14 protein-coding genes are annotated in these 19,046 nt (G+C 60.1%); 9 read left to right on the plus strand and 5 right to left on the minus strand.

Going from position 1 to position 19,046, the window contains the following annotated elements; translation table 11 throughout:
- Positions 1 to 169 precede the first annotated feature (169 nt).
- Genes uvrA through ACR9ZQ_RS16120 form a run of 3 tightly spaced genes read left to right on the plus strand, consistent with a single transcriptional unit; the run spans position 170 to position 4,383 of the window.
- On the plus strand, positions 170 to 3,094 hold the full coding sequence (gene uvrA / locus ACR9ZQ_RS16110) for an excinuclease ABC subunit UvrA (protein WP_481428277.1): 2,925 nt from the start codon (positions 170 to 172) through the stop codon (positions 3,092 to 3,094).
- Positions 3,091 to 3,552 (plus strand): GNAT family N-acetyltransferase, encoded by a 462-nt coding sequence (locus ACR9ZQ_RS16115; RefSeq protein WP_310389631.1) that lies wholly within the window; start codon positions 3,091 to 3,093, stop codon positions 3,550 to 3,552. Before uvrA ends, ACR9ZQ_RS16115 begins: the two co-directional genes overlap by 4 nt.
- Positions 3,553 to 3,576: 24 nt before the next feature.
- On the plus strand, positions 3,577 to 4,383 hold the full coding sequence (locus ACR9ZQ_RS16120) for a DUF72 domain-containing protein (protein WP_481428278.1): 807 nt from the start codon (positions 3,577 to 3,579) through the stop codon (positions 4,381 to 4,383).
- Between the two features lie 4 nt (positions 4,384 to 4,387).
- Here ACR9ZQ_RS16120 and ACR9ZQ_RS16125 read toward each other — a convergent pair whose 3' ends face one another.
- On the minus strand, positions 4,388 to 5,860 hold the full coding sequence (locus tag ACR9ZQ_RS16125) for an NAD(P)H-hydrate dehydratase (RefSeq protein WP_310389627.1): 1,473 nt from the start codon (positions 5,858 to 5,860) through the stop codon (positions 4,388 to 4,390).
- A 344-nt stretch (positions 5,861 to 6,204) separates the two neighbouring features.
- On the opposite strand from ACR9ZQ_RS16125, the gene ACR9ZQ_RS16130 reads away from it, so the two are divergent.
- The 3 genes from ACR9ZQ_RS16130 to hspQ all read left to right on the plus strand — a co-directional run bounded on the left by ACR9ZQ_RS16130 (position 6,205) and on the right by hspQ (position 8,515).
- On the plus strand, positions 6,205 to 6,543 hold the full coding sequence (locus tag ACR9ZQ_RS16130) for a P-II family nitrogen regulator (RefSeq protein ID WP_003539626.1): 339 nt from the start codon (positions 6,205 to 6,207) through the stop codon (positions 6,541 to 6,543).
- 78 nt (positions 6,544 to 6,621) lie between these two features.
- Complete coding sequence (glnA, locus tag ACR9ZQ_RS16135; protein WP_007811957.1) at positions 6,622 to 8,031, plus strand: type I glutamate--ammonia ligase; 1,410 nt, start codon at positions 6,622 to 6,624, stop codon at positions 8,029 to 8,031.
- A 154-nt stretch (positions 8,032 to 8,185) separates the two neighbouring features.
- Complete coding sequence (gene hspQ / locus ACR9ZQ_RS16140) at positions 8,186 to 8,515, plus strand: heat shock protein HspQ (RefSeq protein WP_007811955.1); 330 nt, start codon at positions 8,186 to 8,188, stop codon at positions 8,513 to 8,515.
- 110 nt (positions 8,516 to 8,625) lie between these two features.
- On the opposite strand, the gene ACR9ZQ_RS16145 is transcribed toward hspQ, so the two are convergent.
- Entirely contained in the window at positions 8,626 to 9,297 is a 672-nt protein-coding gene (locus ACR9ZQ_RS16145) for an invasion associated locus B family protein (RefSeq protein WP_113319913.1), read from the minus strand.
- A 284-nt stretch (positions 9,298 to 9,581) separates the two neighbouring features.
- Here ACR9ZQ_RS16145 and ACR9ZQ_RS16150 point away from each other — a divergent pair, with 284 nt between their 5' ends.
- Positions 9,582 to 11,384 carry an extracellular solute-binding protein gene (locus ACR9ZQ_RS16150; RefSeq protein WP_481428279.1) on the plus strand — a complete coding sequence of 601 codons (1,803 nt, stop codon included), beginning with the start codon at positions 9,582 to 9,584 and terminating at the stop codon, positions 11,382 to 11,384.
- A 125-nt stretch (positions 11,385 to 11,509) separates the two neighbouring features.
- Positions 11,510 to 12,181 (plus strand): DsbA family oxidoreductase, encoded by a 672-nt coding sequence (locus ACR9ZQ_RS16155; protein WP_481428280.1) that lies wholly within the window; start codon positions 11,510 to 11,512, stop codon positions 12,179 to 12,181.
- Between the two features lie 65 nt (positions 12,182 to 12,246).
- Here the strand turns inward: ACR9ZQ_RS16155 and mfd are convergent, their stop codons facing one another.
- Together mfd and ACR9ZQ_RS16165 are read right to left on the minus strand one after the other, a co-directional pair.
- On the minus strand, positions 12,247 to 15,753 hold the full coding sequence (gene mfd, locus ACR9ZQ_RS16160) for a transcription-repair coupling factor (RefSeq protein WP_481428281.1): 3,507 nt from the start codon (positions 15,751 to 15,753) through the stop codon (positions 12,247 to 12,249).
- Positions 15,750 to 16,052, minus strand: coding sequence for a succinate dehydrogenase assembly factor 2 (locus tag ACR9ZQ_RS16165; RefSeq protein WP_113319909.1), 303 nt, complete (start codon positions 16,050 to 16,052; stop codon positions 15,750 to 15,752). The genes mfd and ACR9ZQ_RS16165 overlap by 4 nt, the downstream gene beginning before the upstream one ends.
- Before the next feature lie 95 nt (positions 16,053 to 16,147).
- Here ACR9ZQ_RS16165 and recG point away from each other — a divergent pair, with 95 nt between their 5' ends.
- Positions 16,148 to 18,253 (plus strand): ATP-dependent DNA helicase RecG, encoded by a 2,106-nt coding sequence (gene recG, locus ACR9ZQ_RS16170; RefSeq protein ID WP_310389615.1) that lies wholly within the window; start codon positions 16,148 to 16,150, stop codon positions 18,251 to 18,253.
- Here recG and ACR9ZQ_RS16175 read toward each other — a convergent pair.
- Positions 18,250 to 18,936: a DUF502 domain-containing protein gene (locus tag ACR9ZQ_RS16175; RefSeq protein ID WP_481428282.1), complete on the minus strand. Its 687-nt coding sequence runs from the start codon at positions 18,934 to 18,936 to the stop codon at positions 18,250 to 18,252. The two genes, recG and ACR9ZQ_RS16175, sit on opposite strands and share 4 nt — an antisense overlap.
- Positions 18,937 to 19,046 lie beyond the last annotated feature (110 nt).

The raw sequence follows: 19,046 nt of genomic DNA on the forward strand, positions 1-19,046 counted from the left end.
CAGCCCTTCTTAATCCACAAGGAATTTTGTTCTTTATTTGTTCTAATTATTCGTTATGATCCTGTCAACAGAATCGAAAACCTTTGTTGTTCCGGACTTTCAGCCTCGACTCGCCCGCTGGCATCACTAAATAAGGGCTGTTATCCCCAAACCATCTGAAGCAGAGACGATGAGCGAACTGAAGACGATCTCCATCCGTGGCGCGCGCGAGCATAATCTGAAGGGCATAGACCTCGATCTGCCGCGGAACAAGCTGATCGTCATGACCGGCCTTTCCGGCTCCGGCAAGTCCTCGCTCGCCTTCGATACGATCTATGCCGAGGGCCAGCGCCGCTATGTCGAAAGCCTTTCGGCCTATGCGCGCCAGTTCCTGGAAATGATGCAGAAACCCGATGTCGACCAGATCGACGGGTTGTCGCCGGCAATCTCGATCGAGCAGAAGACGACCTCGCGCAACCCTCGCTCGACGGTTGGCACGGTTACCGAAATCTACGACTATATGCGCCTGCTGTTTGCGCGCGTCGGGGTTCCCTATTCGCCGGCCACGGGCCTGCCGATCGAAAGCCAGACGGTTAGCCAGATGGTCGACCGTGTGCTGGCCTTCGAGGAAGGCACGCGTCTTTACATCCTGGCGCCGATGATCCGCGGCCGCAAGGGCGAGTATAAGAAGGAATTGGCGGAGCTCATGAAAAAGGGCTTCCAGCGCGTCAAGGTAGACGGTCAGTTCTACGAGATCGCCGATGCACCTGTTCTCGACAAGAAATACAAGCACGATATCGACGTGGTCATCGACCGTATCGTCGTGCGGCCCGACATGGCCTCGCGCCTGGCCGACAGTTTCGAAACGGCGCTGAAGCTTGCCGATGGCCTCGCCGTTGCCGAATTCGCCGACAAGCCGTTGCCGCCTGAGGAAACCTCGGCTGGCGGCTCGGCCAACAAATCGCTCAACGAGACACACGAACGCGTGCTGTTTTCGGAAAAGTTCGCCTGCCCGGTCTCCGGTTTCACCATTCCGGAAATCGAACCACGGCTCTTCTCGTTCAACAATCCCTTTGGCGCATGCCCGACCTGCGACGGTCTCGGTTCGCAGCAGAAGATCGACCCTGATCTGATCGTGCCGGAGCCGGAGCGTACGCTGCGCGACGGCGCTATCGCGCCCTGGGCCAAGTCCACTTCGCCCTATTACAACCAGACGCTGGAAGCGCTCGGCAAGCATTTCGGTTTCAAGCTCGGCAGCCGCTGGAACGACCTTCCCGAAAAAGCCAAGGATATCATCCTGAACGGCACCGAGGAGAGGATTGAATTCCACTATGCCGATGGCGCGCGCTCCTACACGACCTCGAAGAATTTCGAAGGCATCGTGCCCAATCTCGAGCGGCGCTGGAAGGAAACGGATTCGGCCTGGGCGCGCGAGGATATCGAGCGCTTCATGTCGGCGGCCCCCTGCCCGGCCTGCAACGGTTTTCGCCTGAAGCCGGAAGCGCTCGCGGTCAAGATCAACAAGCTGCATATCGGCGAAGTCACGCAGATGTCGATCCGGATCGCACGCGACTGGTTCGAGACGCTGCCGGCGGCATTCAACGCCAAGCAGAACGAGATTGCCGTGCGCATCCTCAAGGAAATCCGCGACCGCCTGCGGTTCCTCAACGATGTGGGTCTCGAATATCTGAGCCTGTCTCGCAATTCCGGCACGCTTTCCGGCGGCGAGAGCCAGCGTATCCGTCTTGCCTCGCAGATTGGATCAGGCCTGACCGGCGTTCTCTACGTGCTCGACGAGCCGTCGATCGGCCTGCATCAGCGCGACAATGCCCGTCTTCTCGATACGCTGAAGCACCTTCGTGACATCGGCAATACAGTCATCGTGGTCGAACATGACGAAGATGCGATCCTGACGGCTGACGATGTGGTCGATATCGGCCCCGCCGCCGGTGTGCATGGCGGCCAGGTAGTGGCGCATGGCACACCGCAGGAAATCATGGCCAATCCAAAGTCGCTCACCGGCAAATATCTGTCGGGCGAGCTTGGTGTGACCCTGCCCGATGAGCGGCGCAAGCCTAAGAAGGGCAAGGAGATCAAGGTCGTCGGCGCACGCGGTAACAATCTGAAGAACGTCACAGCGGCCATTCCGCTTGGCGTCTTTACGGCTGTGACGGGTGTCTCGGGTGGCGGCAAGTCCACCTTCCTGATCGAGACTCTCTACAAGTCGGCGGCACGGCGTGTCATGGGCGCTCGTGAAATCCCTGCCGATCACGACCGCATCGATGGTTTCGAGCATATCGACAAGGTGATCGACATCGACCAATCGCCGATCGGCCGCACGCCGCGTTCGAACCCCGCAACCTATACCGGCGCGTTCACACCGATCCGTGACTGGTTTGCCGGCCTGCCGGAGGCGAAGGCGCGCGGTTATCAGCCAGGTCGTTTCTCCTTCAACGTCAAGGGCGGCCGCTGCGAGGCCTGCCAGGGCGATGGCGTCATCAAGATCGAGATGCACTTCCTGCCTGATGTCTACGTCACCTGCGACGTCTGCCACGGCAAGCGTTACAACCGCGAAACGCTCGATGTCACCTTCAAGGGCAAGTCGATTTCCGACGTGCTCGATATGACCGTGGAGGAAGGTGTCGAGTTCTTCACGGCCGTCCCGGCCGTGCGCGACAAGCTGCAGTCGCTTTTCGATGTCGGTCTCGGGTACATCAAGGTCGGTCAGCAGGCCAATACGCTCTCGGGCGGCGAGGCGCAGCGCGTCAAGCTCGCCAAGGAATTGTCGAAACGCTCGACGGGCCGCACCCTCTATATCCTCGACGAGCCTACCACCGGCTTGCACTTCCATGACGTCGCCAAGCTCCTGGAAATGCTGCACGAACTAGTCAATCAGGGCAATTCGGTCGTTGTCATCGAGCACAATCTCGAAGTCATCAAAACTGCCGACTGGATCCTCGATTTCGGCCCCGAGGGTGGTGACGGCGGCGGCGAGATCGTGGCTGTCGGCACGCCAGAGACGATCGTCAAGGAGAAGCGCTCCTATACCGGCCAGTTCCTCAAGGAGCTGCTGGAGCGGCGACCGGTCAAGAAGGCGGTCGCAGCGGCGGAATGACCATGCGGCTCGCCACGATTGCGGACCTGCCCGGCGTCGTGGCGCTGACGACGGCCGCCTACCAGCCCTATACCGATCTTTTCGGCTATCCGCCGATTCCGGTGACGGAAGATTACAAGCCGCGGATTGAGCGCGGCGAGGTCTGGCTGCGGGAGGCTGACGGTGCTGTGACGGGGCTCTCTGTCGTCGAGCGCCATGCCGACCACGTGATGCTTTTCAGTATCGCGGTATCGCCGGACTTCCAGGGAGCGGGACATGGTGTGGCCATGTTGCGCTGGCTGGAGGACAAAGCGCGGGAGTGGGAAACGCCTGAGATGCGGCTCTATACCAATGCGCGGATGGAGCGGAACATCGCGCTTTATTCCGCCTTCGGTTTTCAGGAAACGGGTCGCCGGCCCAATCCCTATCGGCCAGGATGGACCGTCGTCGATATGACGAAAAAGGTTGGTGCGATCTGAGAGATCGCAAGCGAGGAGGAGCAGATGAGCAAATCGGGCACGATCCGCGTAGGCATCGGCGGCTGGACGTTCGAGCCGTGGCGCGGCCATTTCTTTCCCACCGATCTCAAGCAGAAGGACGAGCTGAACTATGCCAGCCGCCAGCTGAAGGTCATCGAGGTCAACGGCACCTATTACAGCACGCAGAAGCCGGCAGTCTTCGCGAAGTGGGCCGCCGATGTGCCCGATGGCTTCGTTTTTTCGCTGAAAGCGACGCGTTACACCACGAACCGGCGCGTGCTTGCCGAAGCCTGGGAGTCGATGGCGAGGTTCCTCTCGTCGGGCATCAGCGAACTTGGTGATCGCCTCGGCCCACTGCTCTGGCAATTCGCGCCAACAAAGAAATTCGAACCCGATGATTTTGAAGCCTTTCTGAAGCTGCTGCCGGAAAAACAGGATGGGCTGAAGCTGCGCCATGTCGTGGAAGTCCGGCACAATTCCTTCAAGGTGCCGGAATTCGTGGCGTTGCTGGAGAAATATGGCGTGGCACCCGTCTGCGCCGAGCATTTCGACTATCCGATGATTGCCGATGTGACAGCGGATTTCGTCTATACGCGGCTGCAGAAAGGGTCCGACGATATCCCGACCTGCTATCCGGAACCGGAGCTGAAGGATTGGACCAAGCGGCTACAGATCTGGGCCGAGGGCAAAGTGCCTGACGACTTACCGCTGATCGACAAGGACAGGAAGGTCAAGGTCGAGCCGCGCGACGTCTTTGCCTTCATGATCCACGAGGGCAAGGTCAATGCGCCGCACGGGGCGATCGCCCTACAGAAGCGGCTCGACAAGTAATCGCTCAATAAGGCAGCACGTGCGCGGCGAGGTCTTCGGCCGTCAACCCCTTGCCGGCGCGTTGGCCTGCCTCTCCATGCAGCCAGACAGCAGCGGCGGCTGCCTCGAAGGCCGGCAGGCCTTGGGCGAGCAGGCCGCCGATAATGCCTGCCAGCACATCGCCGGAGCCGGCGGTGGCAAGCCAGACCGGTGCGTTGGTGTTGATCAGCGCCCGGCCGTCCGGTGAGGCGATGACGGTATCCGCCCCCTTATAGATGATAGCAGCATTGGCGCGGCTGGCAGCGGCGAGCGCCTTGTCGACCTTGCCCGCCTTCTCGTCGGCGGCAATATCGGGAAAGAGGCGGGCAAACTCGCCGTCGTGCGGCGTGAGAACGAGGCGCGGCACTCCCTTGAACAGCTCGAAAAGCGCCTGCGGATCGTCCTTGAAGGAGCTGATGCCATCGGCGTCGAGAACGAGATGACGGTCGCGCAGTAGGGATACGAATTTGCGGGTCTTCTTTCCGATGCCGAAACCGGGGCCGAGAACGAAGGTTTGAAGGCGTGTGTCCTTCAGCCATCCTGCCAATGCTGCTGCATCATCAATGGCGTGCAGCATGACGGCTGTCAGGTGCGCGCTATTGGCGGAAAGTGCTTCGGTCGGCGCGGCGATGGTAACGAGCCCTGCCCCGGCCTTCAACCCCGCCATGGCCGACATGCGGGCGGCGCCCGTCTTGCTCGCCTCACCCGAAAATACGACAAGGTGACCACGCTTATATTTGTGGGTCTCCAGCTGCTCGGTCGGAATGACAGCGCGCCATGCGGCAGGTGTATTCTCGTCCACACGGCCATCCGTCTGCGCCCTGATGATGCGTCCGGGGATGCCGATGTCGAAGACCTCGAGCGTGCCGCAAAGCTCCCTGCCAGGCATCAGCAGATGGCCGGGCTTGCGGGTCATGAAGGTCACCGTATGCGCCGCTCGGAAGGCGCCGCCGAGCACGGCGCCGGTGCGCCCGTCCAGGCCAGATGGCAGATCGATGGCGATGACGGGAGTTCCTGCCTTGCCGACCTTGTGGATCAGATCGGCGACCTCGGATGGCACATCCCGTGCAAGGCCGGCTCCGAAGAGGCCGTCGATGATGACATCACCCAGCTGCTGGTCATAGCACGCGATATCCTCCCCCTTCATCGCACAGGCTGCTCTAGCGCGGCCCGCATCGCCCGTCAGCTTTTCCGGGTTACCAAGATGGAAGATTTCCACCCGTCCACCACTCTCCTGCAGGAGCCGGGCGACGACATAACCGTCACCGCCATTGTTGCCGGGGCCGCAGAACACCGCAAAACGTTGTGCGCCGGGATAAAGACGCAATGCTGCAGCCGCGACCGCGGCACCTGCCTTTTCCATCAGGCCATAGGAATCGATTCCGGATTCGGCTGCAGCCTTATCGGCCGCAGCCATTTCGACAGGGGTCAGGAGAAGATCGGCGAGGCGTTTGCTCATGCCCCTATTCAATTCAAAAAGCGCCTAAAAAACAACCGCATGATTATCACAACGAAAGAGCAAATATTATGCATTTGCCTATTTTTCGACCCACACACGACAGACCGTAAGAAATTATGAGTCGAGGGATTTTTTCAATTTTCGCGTCATTTTTGATCAAAACGCACTATTGTTCACCTCTTTTTTCATCAAAACGACACGAAAACGCAGGCAAACAAGGTCGCACGCACAAAATTCCGCGATTTTTTGGGTGAGACGGATTTCAAACTGGCACGATATCTGCATCATATCCCGCGAGCGGGAAGGTTCCTGCTGTAACGGGAGAAGCGGAGAGACATTTTCTCATGAAAAAGATCGAAGCGATCATTAAGCCTTTCAAGCTGGACGAGGTGAAGGAAGCCCTTCAGGAAGTCGGTCTGCAGGGTATCACTGTCACGGAAGCGAAGGGCTTCGGTCGCCAGAAGGGCCATACCGAACTCTACCGCGGCGCAGAATATGTCGTCGATTTCCTGCCGAAGGTGAAGGTTGAGGTCGTGCTCGCAGATGAAAACGCGGAGGCCGTCATCGACGCGATCCGCAAGGCCGCGCAGACGGGGCGCATCGGCGACGGAAAGATTTTCGTTTCCAACGTCGAAGAGGTCATTCGCATCCGAACCGGTGAAACCGGTATCGATGCCATCTGACCGGCTTTGCCTTCGGCGAAGCTTGACCATCCTCATCGCACATAACGTAACATCATCACAAAACAGAGGAAGCATCTTATGGCGAGTGCAAGCGAAATCCTGAAGCAGATCAAGGACAACGATGTAAAGTTCGTCGACCTGCGCTTCACCGACCCCAAGGGCAAGCTGCAGCACGTTACGATGGACATAGCCTGCGTCGATGAAGACATGTTCGCCGACGGCGTCATGTTCGACGGTTCCTCGATCGGCGGCTGGAAGGCCATCAACGAGTCCGACATGGTGCTGATGCCCGACACGGACACGGTGCATATGGACCCGTTCTTCGCCCAATCGACCATGGTTATTGTCTGCGACATCCTCGACCCGGTTTCCGGCGAAGCCTATAACCGCGATCCGCGCGGCACCGCCAAGAAGGCCGAAGCCTATCTGAAAGCATCCGGCATCGGTGACACGATCTTCGTCGGCCCGGAAGCCGAATTCTTCGTCTTCGACGACGTCAAGTACAAGGCCGACCCGTATAATACCGGCTTCAAGCTCGACTCCACCGAACTGCCGTCGAACGACGACACCGACTATGAGACCGGCAACCTCGGCCACCGCCCGCGCGTCAAGGGCGGCTACTTCCCGGTTCCCCCCGTCGACAGCGCCCAGGACATGCGTTCGGAAATGCTGACGGTTCTCTCCGAAATGGGCGTCGTCGTCGAAAAGCACCACCACGAAGTGGCTGCCGCCCAGCACGAGCTCGGCATTAAGTTCGACACGCTCGTTCGCAACGCCGACAAGATGCAGATCTACAAGTACGTCGTTCATCAGGTCGCCAATGCCTATGGCAAGACGGCAACCTTCATGCCGAAGCCGATCTTCGGCGATAACGGCTCGGGCATGCACGTACACCAGTCGATCTGGAAGGGCGGCAAGCCGACCTTTGCCGGCGACGAATATGCAGGCCTTTCCGAAACCTGCCTCTACTATATCGGCGGCATCATCAAGCATGCCAAGGCGATCAACGCCTTCACCAACCCGTCGACGAACTCCTACAAGCGTCTCGTCCCGGGTTATGAGGCTCCGGTACTGCTGGCCTATTCCGCCCGCAACCGCTCGGCCTCCTGCCGCATTCCGTTCGGCTCCAACCCGAAGGCAAAGCGCGTCGAAGTCCGCTTCCCGGATCCGACTGCCAACCCCTACCTCGCCTTCGCTGCCATGCTGATGGCAGGCCTCGACGGCATCAAGAACAAGATCCATCCCGGCAAAGCCATGGACAAGGATCTTTACGACCTGCCGCCGAAGGAACTGAAGAAGATCCCGACCGTCTGCGGCTCTCTGCGCGAAGCGCTCGAAAGCCTCGACAAGGACCGCAAGTTCCTGACGGCAGGCGGCGTCTTCGACGACGACCAGATCGACGCGTTCATCGAACTGAAGATGGCCGAAGTGATGCGCTTCGAAATGACGCCGCATCCGGTCGAATACGACATGTACTACTCGGCGTAAGACAAGACAGGAAGCCCCGGTTCGCCGGGGCTTTTTTCGACCCCGAGGTCATGAACGCCGATCGGCAGACATGACGATCATGTGACGAAATCCCGTAAAAATCTTGATTTGCGGGGGACCGATCACCAAATCAGGTGAGAAAGGAAGTCGTACCATGAAAGAAAGAGTTGCAAAGTTCAGTATAGGCGAAGTGGTCCGGCACAAGGTTTTTCCGTTTCGCGGCGTCATCTTCGACGTTGATCCGGAGTTCGCGAATACGGAAGAGTGGTGGAATTCCATTCCCGCGGAAGTCCGCCCCAGCAAGGACCAGCCGTTCTACCATCTGCTCGCCGAAAACGACGACAGCGAATATGTCGCTTACGTCTCCGAGCAGAACCTGGTGAGCGACGAGAGCGACACACCGCTTCGCAATCCGCAGGTCGAACAGATCTTCGACCGCGGCCCGACAGGCCAGTTCAAACCCAAGATGAGCTTCGCCCATTAAAGTTGGATCACATAACTCCCATAACAAGGCCCCGCATGTCGGGGCCTTTCTTTTGGCAACAAAAAACCCGGCCTGAAGCCGGGCTTTTCGTCAATTCGTTAAAGTCCCGATTACTGGGCCTTTGCTGCCTTCTGGGCGTCTTCCAGCTTCTTGCGGGCTTCTTCAGCCTTCTTCTGCATGCTGTCCTGCAGGCTGCGCTGGCTTTCGGCGAGCTTCGACTCGGAAACCGGTTCGCCGTCATAGGCGCCGGTGAAGCCTTCGAGCGAAACCTTGATCGGGTTCGCAGCACGGCGGAAGTTGATCGAGGTGAAGACCACGTCGCTGCCCTTCTTGAGGCTTGCGATCATGGCGTCCGTCAGCGGAATTTCAGCTGTGCACTTGTCCGGCAGGCAGACGGCGTAATCGAGCTTCTGGCCCTTGCCACCATCGATCTGCATGCTGATGCCCGGAGGGATCAGGCGTGCGGCCGGAACCGAAACCTGAAGGATCTTGCGGTTGATCTTGCCGGAAACCGAGATCAGGCCGACAGCCGTCACCAGCTGGCCGCCGTTGGCGAGAACCAGATTCTGAACAACGCAGATGTCGTTGTCTTCCTGCTTGCTGCAGGTCTTGTACCAGCCGAGGCGCGGTGCGCCGACGGCCTGTGCGGGAGCGTCAGCCGACGCTGCCGGAGCCTGGGCGGCTGCGTCCTGTGCGAAGGACGAGACCGGAGCCGAAGCACCGAAGATCACTGCCATAACGGACAGTGCTGCCCGCATTTTCTTTTCAGACTTGAACATCATAACGAATTCCGTCTCCTGATATCCGTTTCGGGGCTACGTTCGGTCGCCCCAACCACCGGGTCGTTCGGCACTCCACCTCTTAAAAAAATAAGGCAAATGCATGACCCCAAAACTTCGGGTCACGTGTTACATCGCAGCGTTGAAGATATCCAGCATTTCTTTGGCAATTTCGCGGGCATTTTGGCACATAGGTAAAGAAAGCGGCGGCTGCGGTTGGAATTGAGCGCTCCCATGCTACCCTTCCGGCGAATCGTGCCCGTCGCCACGCATCAAGGAATTTCAGAATGCTTCGGATCGTCCTCCTCGCCGCTTTCATGCTTACCTGCGGTGCCGCCGCCGCGGAACCCGTGCATGGCATCGCCATGCATGGTTCGGCAGCGCTGCCTGCCGATTATAAGCACTTCCCTTACGTCAATCCCGACGTGAAGAAGGGCGGGAAGATCACCTACGGCGTGGTCGGCACTTTCGATAGTTTAAACCCCTTTATCCTGAAAAGCATGCGCACGACGGCGCGCGGCATGTGGGATCCGCAATTCGGCAACCTCATCTACGAATCCATGCTGCAGCGTTCGAGCGACGAGCCCTTCACGCTCTACGGCCTGCTGGCGGAAACGGTGGAATGGGATGAAGACCGCACCTTCATCCAGTTCAACCTCAATCCGAAAGCCAGGTGGTCGGACGGGCAGCCGGTCACGCCCGAAGACGTGATCTTTTCCTTCGAGCTCCTGCGCGACAAAGGGCGCGTGCCCTTCTCCAGCCGCCTCAATCTCGTTTCAAAGATGGAGAAGATTGGCGACCACAGCGTACGCTTCACCTTCAATGAGAAGGCAGACCGCGAGACGCCGATGATCTTCGGCCTGTTTCCCATCCTGCCAAAACACGCGATCGACCCCGATAGCTTCGACCGCAGCTCGCTCACGCCACCTGTTGGATCCGGTCCCTACAAGATCAAGAACCTGAAGCCGGGCGAAAGCATCACCTATGAGCGCGACCCGAATTACTGGGGCAAGGACATTCCGGCCAAGGTCGGAATGGACAATTACGACCAGCTCACCGTGCAGTATTTCCTGCAGGATACGACGCTTTTCGAGGCCTTCAAGAAAGGCGACGTCGATATCTATCTGGAAGGCAATCCGGGGCATTGGGCCAATGCCTATGATTTCCCGGCCGCAACGTCGGGCGCGGTCGTGAAGGATGTGTTCAAGCCGAAACTGCCGAGCGGTATGCTCGGCTTCGTCTTCAATACGCGGCGGCCGATCTTTAGCGATATCAAAGTGCGCGAGGGCCTGTCGCTGGTCTTCGATTTCGAATGGGCCAACAAGAATCTCTATTCCGGCGCTTACAAGCGCACGCAAAGCTTCTGGCAGAATTCCGATCTCTCGAGTTTCGGGGTACCGGCGGATGCACGTGAGCTGGCGCTGCTCGGACCGATCAAGGATCAGATCGACCCCGCCATTCTTGACGGCAGCTACAAGCTGCCGGTGACCGATGGCTCGGGACGCGACCGCAACGTGCTGAGGCAGGCTGTCGACCTCCTGAAACAGGGAGGCTACACGATCCAGGGCGGCAAGATGGCTGATCAGAGCGGCAAGCAGCTCGCCTTTGAGATCATGACCCAGAATGCTGACCAGGAGAAGCTCGCCGTCGCCTACCAGCGATCGCTGCAGACGATCGGTGTCGCCGCGTCGATCCGCACCGTCGACAATTCGCAGTATCAAAGCCGCACGAACAGCTTCGACTATGACATGATCATGAAGGCCTACACCTCATCGCTCTCACCCGGCAACGAGCAACTCGGCCGCTGGTCGTCCGCTGCCCGCACGCGTGAAGGGACGGACAGTTTCGCCGGGGCCAACGACCCCAATCTCGATACGCTGATCGATCATCTGCTGCGCTCGCGGTCGACAGAGGACTTTACGGCGTCCGTCCGCTCCTATGACCGGCTGCTGCTCTCCAACCACTATGTGCTACCCCTCTACCACATCGATCAGCAGTGGGTTGCGCGCAACAAGCGCATCGGTCACCCGGATGCGGTGCCGCTCTATGGCTATCAGTTGCAGACATGGTGGGATGCTAGCGCGCAATAATCACATCATCAGGCGCGTCGTCTATTTCCTTTCTCTTGCCTCGACCTTCCTCTAAAGATCGTCGAAAACATCTTCTATGCGATCGAGCCAACCGTCATTGAGGGATGGCAGAATAAGGAATCACAATGGAACGCATCACCATCGACGTTGTCTCTGATGTCGTCTGCCCCTGGTGCTATCTCGGCAAGGCGCGGCTGGAGTTGGCGATCGCCGAGGTGCAGGATGAAATCGGCGTCGATATCAACTGGCGCCCCTACCGCCTCAACCCGGATTATCCGCCCGAAGGTGTCGACCAGAAAAAGATGCTGGAGCAGAAACTCGGTGGCGCCGAACGCGTGGCTGAGGCGCACAAGATGCTGACCAGCTATGGCCGCGAAGTCGGCATCAAGTTCAATTTCGAGGCCATCAAGATCGGGCCGAATACGCTCGATGCGCACCGCCTGATCCACTGGGCTGGTGTCGAAGACCGGCAGAAGCAGGAGGCAGTCGTCTCGGCGCTGTTCAAGGCCAATTTCGAGGAGGGCCGCAATGTCGGCGATCATGAGGTGCTGCTCGATATTGCCGAGAAGTCAGGTCTGCAGCGCTCGGTCATTGTCGCCCTGCTCGCTTCGGACGCCGATAGCAGCGTCATTCTCTCGGAAATCGACGCAGCGCAGCGCATGGGTGTCAACGGGGTGCCGTTCTTCATCTTCGACCAGCAATATGCCGTCAGCGGCGCGCAGACACCCGATGTGCTGGCGGGCGCTCTCAGGGAAATTGCCGCAGCTAAGGCCGAAGCACGTGCCGGGATGAACTGACGCGCGTCAGGATCGACAAACTGAAAACGCAGTTGGAGGGCAGTCCGGTTTTCGCCGGGCTGCCCTTAGCTTTTCGCGAGATCCGCAAGCTGCGTCATGATAACGGCTGCACCTTGCAGACGCTTTTCCGGGGTCGGCAGGTCGCGGGTCAGGAAGAGGCTGTGGTCAGGGCGGATCTTCGCCATCGCGCCCTGCTTGCCAATATAACCGACGAGATTGGCGGGGTTGGGGAATTCCTTGTTGCGGAACTGCACGACGACGCCCTTGGGGCCGGCATCGAGTTTCTCGACATTGGCCGTGCGGCAGAGCGACTTGATGTAGACGATCTTCAGCAGGTGCTGGACCTCCACCGGCATCGGGCCGAAGCGATCGATCATCTCGGCACCGAAGCCATCGATCTCCTTGAGATCGGTAAGTTCGCCGAGGCGGCGGTAGAGCGCCATGCGCAGGTGCAGGTCGGGTACGTAGCCTTCCGGGATCATCACGGTCGTGCCGACGGATATCTGCGGCGACCAGCCGGTATCCTGGATCTCGTCGACGCCCTTCACCTCGGCGACTGCCTCTTCCAGCATCTGCTGATACAGCTCGAAGCCGACTTCCTTGATGTGGCCGGACTGTTCCTCGCCGAGCAGGTTGCCCGCACCGCGGATATCGAGGTCGTGGCTTGCGAGCTGGAAGCCGGCGCCGAGTGTGTCCAGCGACTGCAGCACCTTGAGGCGGCGCTCGGCAGTTGCCGTCAGCACCTTGTTGACCGGCAGCGTGAAGAGCGCGAAGGCGCGCACCTTCGAACGGCCGACACGGCCGCGCAGCTGGTAGAGCTGCGCGAGGCCGAACATATCGGCGCGATGGACGATCAGCGTGTTCGCCGTCGGCACATCGAGGCCGGATTCGACGATGGTGGTCGAGAGCAGCACATCGTAACGGCCTTCATAGAAGGCATTCATGATGTCCTCCAGTTCGCCGGCCGGCATCTGGCCATGGGCGACAGCAACCTTCAGCTCCGGCACGTCGGACTGCAGGAAAGCGTGGACATCTTCCAGATCGGCTAAGCGCGGGCAGACATAGAAGCTCTGGCCGCCGCGATAGTGCTCGCGCATCAGCGTCTCGCGGATGACGAGGCTGTCGAAGGGCGAAATGAAGGTGCGCACCGCCATGCGGTCGACCGGCGGCGTGGTGATCAGCGAGAGTTCGCGCACCCCGGTCATGGCAAGCTGCAGCGTGCGCGGGATCGGCGTTGCCGAGAGCGTCAGCACATGCACATCGCTCTTCAACTCCTTCAGGCGTTCTTTGTGCTTGACGCCGAAATGCTGCTCTTCGTCGATGATGAGCAGGCCGAGATTGGCGAAGTTGATGCCGGCGCCGAGCAGCGCGTGGGTGCCGACGACGATATCCGTCTTGCCTTCGGCGACTTCCTTCTTGGTGAGCGCCAGCTCCTTGGAGCCGACGAGGCGCGAGGCCTGCTGGATGCGGATCGGCAGACCACGGAACCGCTCGGAGAAAGTCTTGAAATGCTGGCGGGAGAGCAGCGTCGTCGGCACGACGACGGCGACCTGCACGCCGTTCATGGCAGCGACGAAGGCGGCGCGCAGTGCGACCTCGGTCTTGCCGAAGCCGACGTCGCCGCAGACCAAGCGATCCATCGGGCGGCCGGCGCCGAGATCTCCGCGCACGGCTTCGATGGCGTTGTCCTGATCTTCCGTTTCGTCATAGGGGAAACGGGCGGCGAATTCGTCGTAGAGCCCTTCCGGCGTCGTCAGCACGGGCGCGTGGCGCGTCAGGCGCTCGGCGGCGATGCGGATCAGCGCATCGGCCATATCCAGCAGCCGCTTCTTGAGCTTGGCCTTGCGCATCTGCCATGCGCCACCGCCGAGCTTGTCGAGCTGTACTTCCGTGCCCTCACCGCCAAAGCGCGACAGAAGATCGATATTTTCGACCGGCAGGAAAAGCTTGGCATCATCTGCATATTGCAGCTCGAGGCAGGCATGCGGCGCGCCGGCCGCCTCGATGGTGCGAAGGCCAACGAAACGGCCGATTCCGTGTTCGGCGTGGACGACGATCGATCCTTCATCAAGGCCGGCGACTTCGGAGATGAAGTCTGCCGCACGCTTCCTGCGGCGGGAGCGGCGCACCATACGGTCGCCGAGAATATCCTGCTCGCCGATGACGATGAGATCGCCGGTCTCGAAACCGGATTCCAGGCTGAATACAGCCGCTGCCGCCTCACCCTTTGCCAGGCCGCCGAGATCCTTCAACGCGGTGATCGGCTTGATCCGTTCAAGGCCGTGTTCGTTGAGGACCTGTAGCAGACGCTCGAGCGACCCCTCGGTCCAGGCGGTGATGACGACCTTCGCGCCGCCGGCGCGCTTGTCGGCAATATGTTTGACAACGACGTCGAAGACGTTGACGCGCTCGGCATCGCCGCCGCCTTCGGCATTGGAGCGCGCCCATCGCGGCCCCTGGCGTGCATCGAGATTGACGACGCGGCGTGCCTCGCCCTCATGTTCGTTGAAAGGCGACACCCTGATAGCGTTAATCGCATCGAGCGTGCGCGCGAAGATCTTGCTGTCGAGATAGAGCTGACCGGGCGAGACCGGCTTATAGGGCGTGCCCTGCGCCATCTGTCCCTTGCCCGGCTGGCCGGAATTCAGGCGCGCATCATAATAGTCATAGACGAGCTTGGAGCGCTCTTCGGCGGCCTCACGCACCGTATGATCGGTGACGATGCGGAAGCCCGAGAGGTAATCGAACACCGTATCCAGCTTTTCGTAGAACAGCGGCAGCCAGTGTTCCATGCCGGGATAGCGGCGTCCTTCCGATACGGCGAGGTAGAGCGCATCGTCGCGGGTGGCAGCACCGAAGGTGGAGAGGTAGTTCTTGCGGAAGCGGCTGATCGTATCCGGCGTCAGCGTCACCTCGCTCATCGGGTTGAGATCAAGGGAGCGGACCTGCCCGATGGTGCGCTGGCTTGCCGGATCGAAGCTGCGGATGCTCTCCAGCGTATCGCCGAAGAAATCAAGGCGGACAGGCTCTTCAGAACCGGGCACGAAGACATCGAGAATGCCGCCACGCACGGCATATTCGCCGACCTCACGCACGGTTGCCACGCGCTCGAAGCCGTTGCGCTCCAGCCGGCCGGCAATATCCTCCATGCGCACCTGATTACCTGGTCGCGCCGAGAAGGTAAGGCTTTCGATTATATCCTGCGGTGCCACCTTCTGCAGCATGGCATTGGCCGTCACCAGCACGATTGCCGCATGCGGCTTCTTGCGGTGGGCGATCAGACCCGAGAGCGCGGCCAGACGGCGTGCCGAGGTATCGGCGCTTGGCGACACACGGTCATAGGGAAGACAGTCCCAGGCAGGCAGTGTAAGGATCGGGATATCGGGCGCGACGAAGCCCAGCATCTGCTCCAGATCGGCCATACGATGACCATCTGACAGAACATAGGCAACGGGTTCGCCGTTGCGGGCGAGCTCGGCAAGCAGCAGCGGTTCCATGCCCGCAGGCACGTTGCCGATCGTCAGCGGCTCGGCGGCGGCTGCAAGCTTCTTGGCGTCAAAACCGGGGATCATTCAGGCATCCGGGGCGTGTCAAAATCGGGCTTATAGGCGGCAATGCGGGCAAACATGGGTGTCTTTAAATGCTCGGGCGTCGGCCAGGTTCCCATGATCCAGCGCACGAGGTCATTGTCCTCCTCCGCCATGATCGCCTCGAACTCGTCGAGCTCGGCTTCGCTCATGGTGGGAAGTTCGTTTTCAGCGAACTGGCCGAAGACAAGATCCATCTCTCTGATCCCGCGGTGCCAGCAACGGAAAAGAATCCGGCGGCGGCGCGGGTCAAGACCGGCGCTCGTGAGCGTTACACCTGTCATGGCATTCACCTTCTTTGTTGATGCGCCTCTATAGACCCTCGAAAGCGGCTTGTCAGCCTTGCCAAGGCCCTATTGTTCATCGCATTTTGGCGCCCATGCGCCCCGCCATTCTCGATCCGCTGTTTTCTCCCGTTTCGGGCCTTCCTGGCGTCGGCCCGAAGATCTCGGAGCTCTTCGTCAAGCTGCTCGGACGCGAGACGCCTGACGATTGCCGGGTCATCGACCTCCTGTTCCATGCGCCCTATTCACTGATCGACCGGCGCAACCAGCCGGGGATAGCTCGCGCGCCGCAGGGCGCTATCGTGACGATCACCGCCCGTGTGGACCGGCATCAGGCGCCGCCACGCGGCAAGAGCAATATTCCCTACCGCGTCTTCCTGCACGACGAGACTGGCGAGCTTTCGCTCGTTTTCTTCCGCGGACAGGCGGCGTGGCTGGAAAAACAGCTGCCGATCGACGAGGAAGTAACCGTCAGTGGCAAGGTCGATTGGTTCAACGGCCGCGCCTCCATGGTCCACCCCGACTATATCGTCAGGGCGAGCGATGCCGAGAACCTGCCGCTGGTCGAGCCGATCTATCCGCTGACGGCGGGGCTTTCGCCGAAGACGCTACGCAAGATCATCGACGCGGCCCTACCCCGCATGCCGGAATTGCCGGAATGGATCGATCTTTCGCTGGCGCAGAAGCAGGGTCTGCCGTCGATCCGCGATAGCTTTCATATGCTCCACGAGCCGCGGGATCCATCCGACATCGACCCGCAAGCCCCTGCCCGCCGCAGGCTTGCCTATGACGAGTTCCTGGCCGGTCAGCTGTCGCTGACGCTGGTGCGCCAGAGGCTGCGCAAAGTGGCCGGGCAACCCGTATATTCCACTGGAGAAATCAGCGACAAAATATTGCAAAACCTTCCCTTTTCGCCAACGCGCAGCCAGACAGAAGCCGTTGCCGACATCCTGAAGGATATGGCCGGCACGGAGCGCATGCTGCGGCTGCTGCAAGGCGATGTCGGCTCCGGCAAGACGCTGGTCGCGTTGTTGTCGATGGCTGCCGTCATCGAGAGTGGCGGACAAGCCGTGCTGATGGCGCCGACGGAAATTCTCGCCCGCCAGCATCATGCTACGATCTCGAAATTTGCGGGTGCCGCCGGTCTTGGCGTCGAAGTGCTGACGGGCCGTACCAAGGGTCGCGAGCGCGAAGATATTCTCGAGCGTATTGCATCGGGCGAAGCGCAGATCATCATCGGCACGCACGCTCTCTTCCAGGACAGCGTCAATTACAAGAACCTGATGCTGGCCGTCGTCGACGAGCAGCATCGTTTCGGCGTGCACCAGCGCCTGCGGCTAACGGCAAAGGGCATCTCGCCGCATATGTTGGTCATGACGGCAACGCCGATCCCACGCACGCTGGTGCTGGCAGCCTTTGGCGACATGGACGTCTCAAAGCTGACGGAGAAGCCGGCTGGCCGCAAGCCGATCCAGACGATCACCGTTCCGACCGAGCGGACCGGCGAGATCGTTGGCCGCCTGAAGAGCGCGCTGGTGGAAGGCAAGAAGGCCTATTGGATCTGCCCGTTGGTCGAGGAATCCGAAGAGCTGGATCTGATGTCGGCGGAGGAGCGGCATGCGACGCTGGTCTCTGCGCTCGGTCCAGGCATCGGCCTCATTCACGGGCGCATGAGCGGACCGGAGAAGGATGCCGTGATGCTCGCCTTCAAGAGCGGCGAATTGCGGCTGCTGGTGGCGACCACCGTCGTCGAAGTCGGGGTCGACGTGCCGGATGCGACGATCATGGTGATCGAACATGCCGAGCGCTTCGGGCTGGCACAGCTCCACCAGCTTCGCGGGCGTGTCGGACGAGGCGACGAGGCCTCGACCTGCATCCTGCTCTATAAGGGGCCTCTCGGTGAAACGGGCCATGCGCGGCTCTCCATCATGCGCGAAACGGAAGACGGCTTCCGGATTGCGGAAGAGGATCTGAAGCTGCGCGGCGAAGGCGAAGTTCTCGGGACCCGTCAGTCAGGTACGCCGGGCTTTCGCATCGCCAGTCTCGAGGCGCATGCCGATCTCCTGGAGATCGCCCGCAAGGACGCGGCCTATCTGATCGAGCGCGATCCGGAATTGACGAGCGAACGCGGCGAGGCAGTGCGCACCCTGCTCTATCTCTTCCGTCGAGACGAAGCGATCCGGTTCCTCAGAGCCGGTTAGTCGACCTTGGATATCGCCTTCGGCTTGGGACGGACGACCGGCAAATGTTCCGGGGCGACGAGGCCGCCTGATATCAGGAATTTGGCGGCATCCTCCGGGTTCATGTCAAGCATAACGATCTTCTCGCGCGGCACGAAGATGAGAAAGCCCGCCGTCGGCACCGGTGTCGGCGGCAGGAAGACCGCGACCATATCCTCACCCATCGCGTTGAACTTCGAACCAATCTCGCCCTTGGCATCGGTGGCGATGAAGACGAGCGCCCAAAGGCCTGGGCCAGGATATTCGATCAGGCCGACCTTCTTGAAGGAATTCGACTGTTCCTTCAGCACCGTTTCGAAGATCTGCTTCACGCTTCTGTAGATAGTGCGCACCAGCGGCATGCGCTGAACGATAGATTTGCCGAAGCGGACGATGCTCTGACCGATGAGGTTCTTGCCGAGGAAGCCAACGATCGTGATGATCATCACCGCGGTCAACAGACCGAAGCCGGGAATGGCGAAATTTATGTAGCTTTCCGGATTCCAGCGCGCCGGGATATAGGGCCGCACCCAGCTGTCAGACCAGTGGATGAAGGTCCAGGTCAGCCAGATGGTGATCGCGATCGGGGCACAGATGATAAGGCCGGCGAGAAAATTATTCCTCAGCCGCATTGCGACCGGCACTCGGGGAGCCTTCTCGGTCATCTTTTCTGATGAACTCCGTTTCAGTCTTTAGACAGTCCGGTTCACCCGGCCCTCCCCCTGTGTCCGCAGGCACAAAACTGCCAGAATTCGGCTTATCATACAATATATTT

The organism is Rhizobium sp. KNZ14-9A (assembly GCF_056755015.1).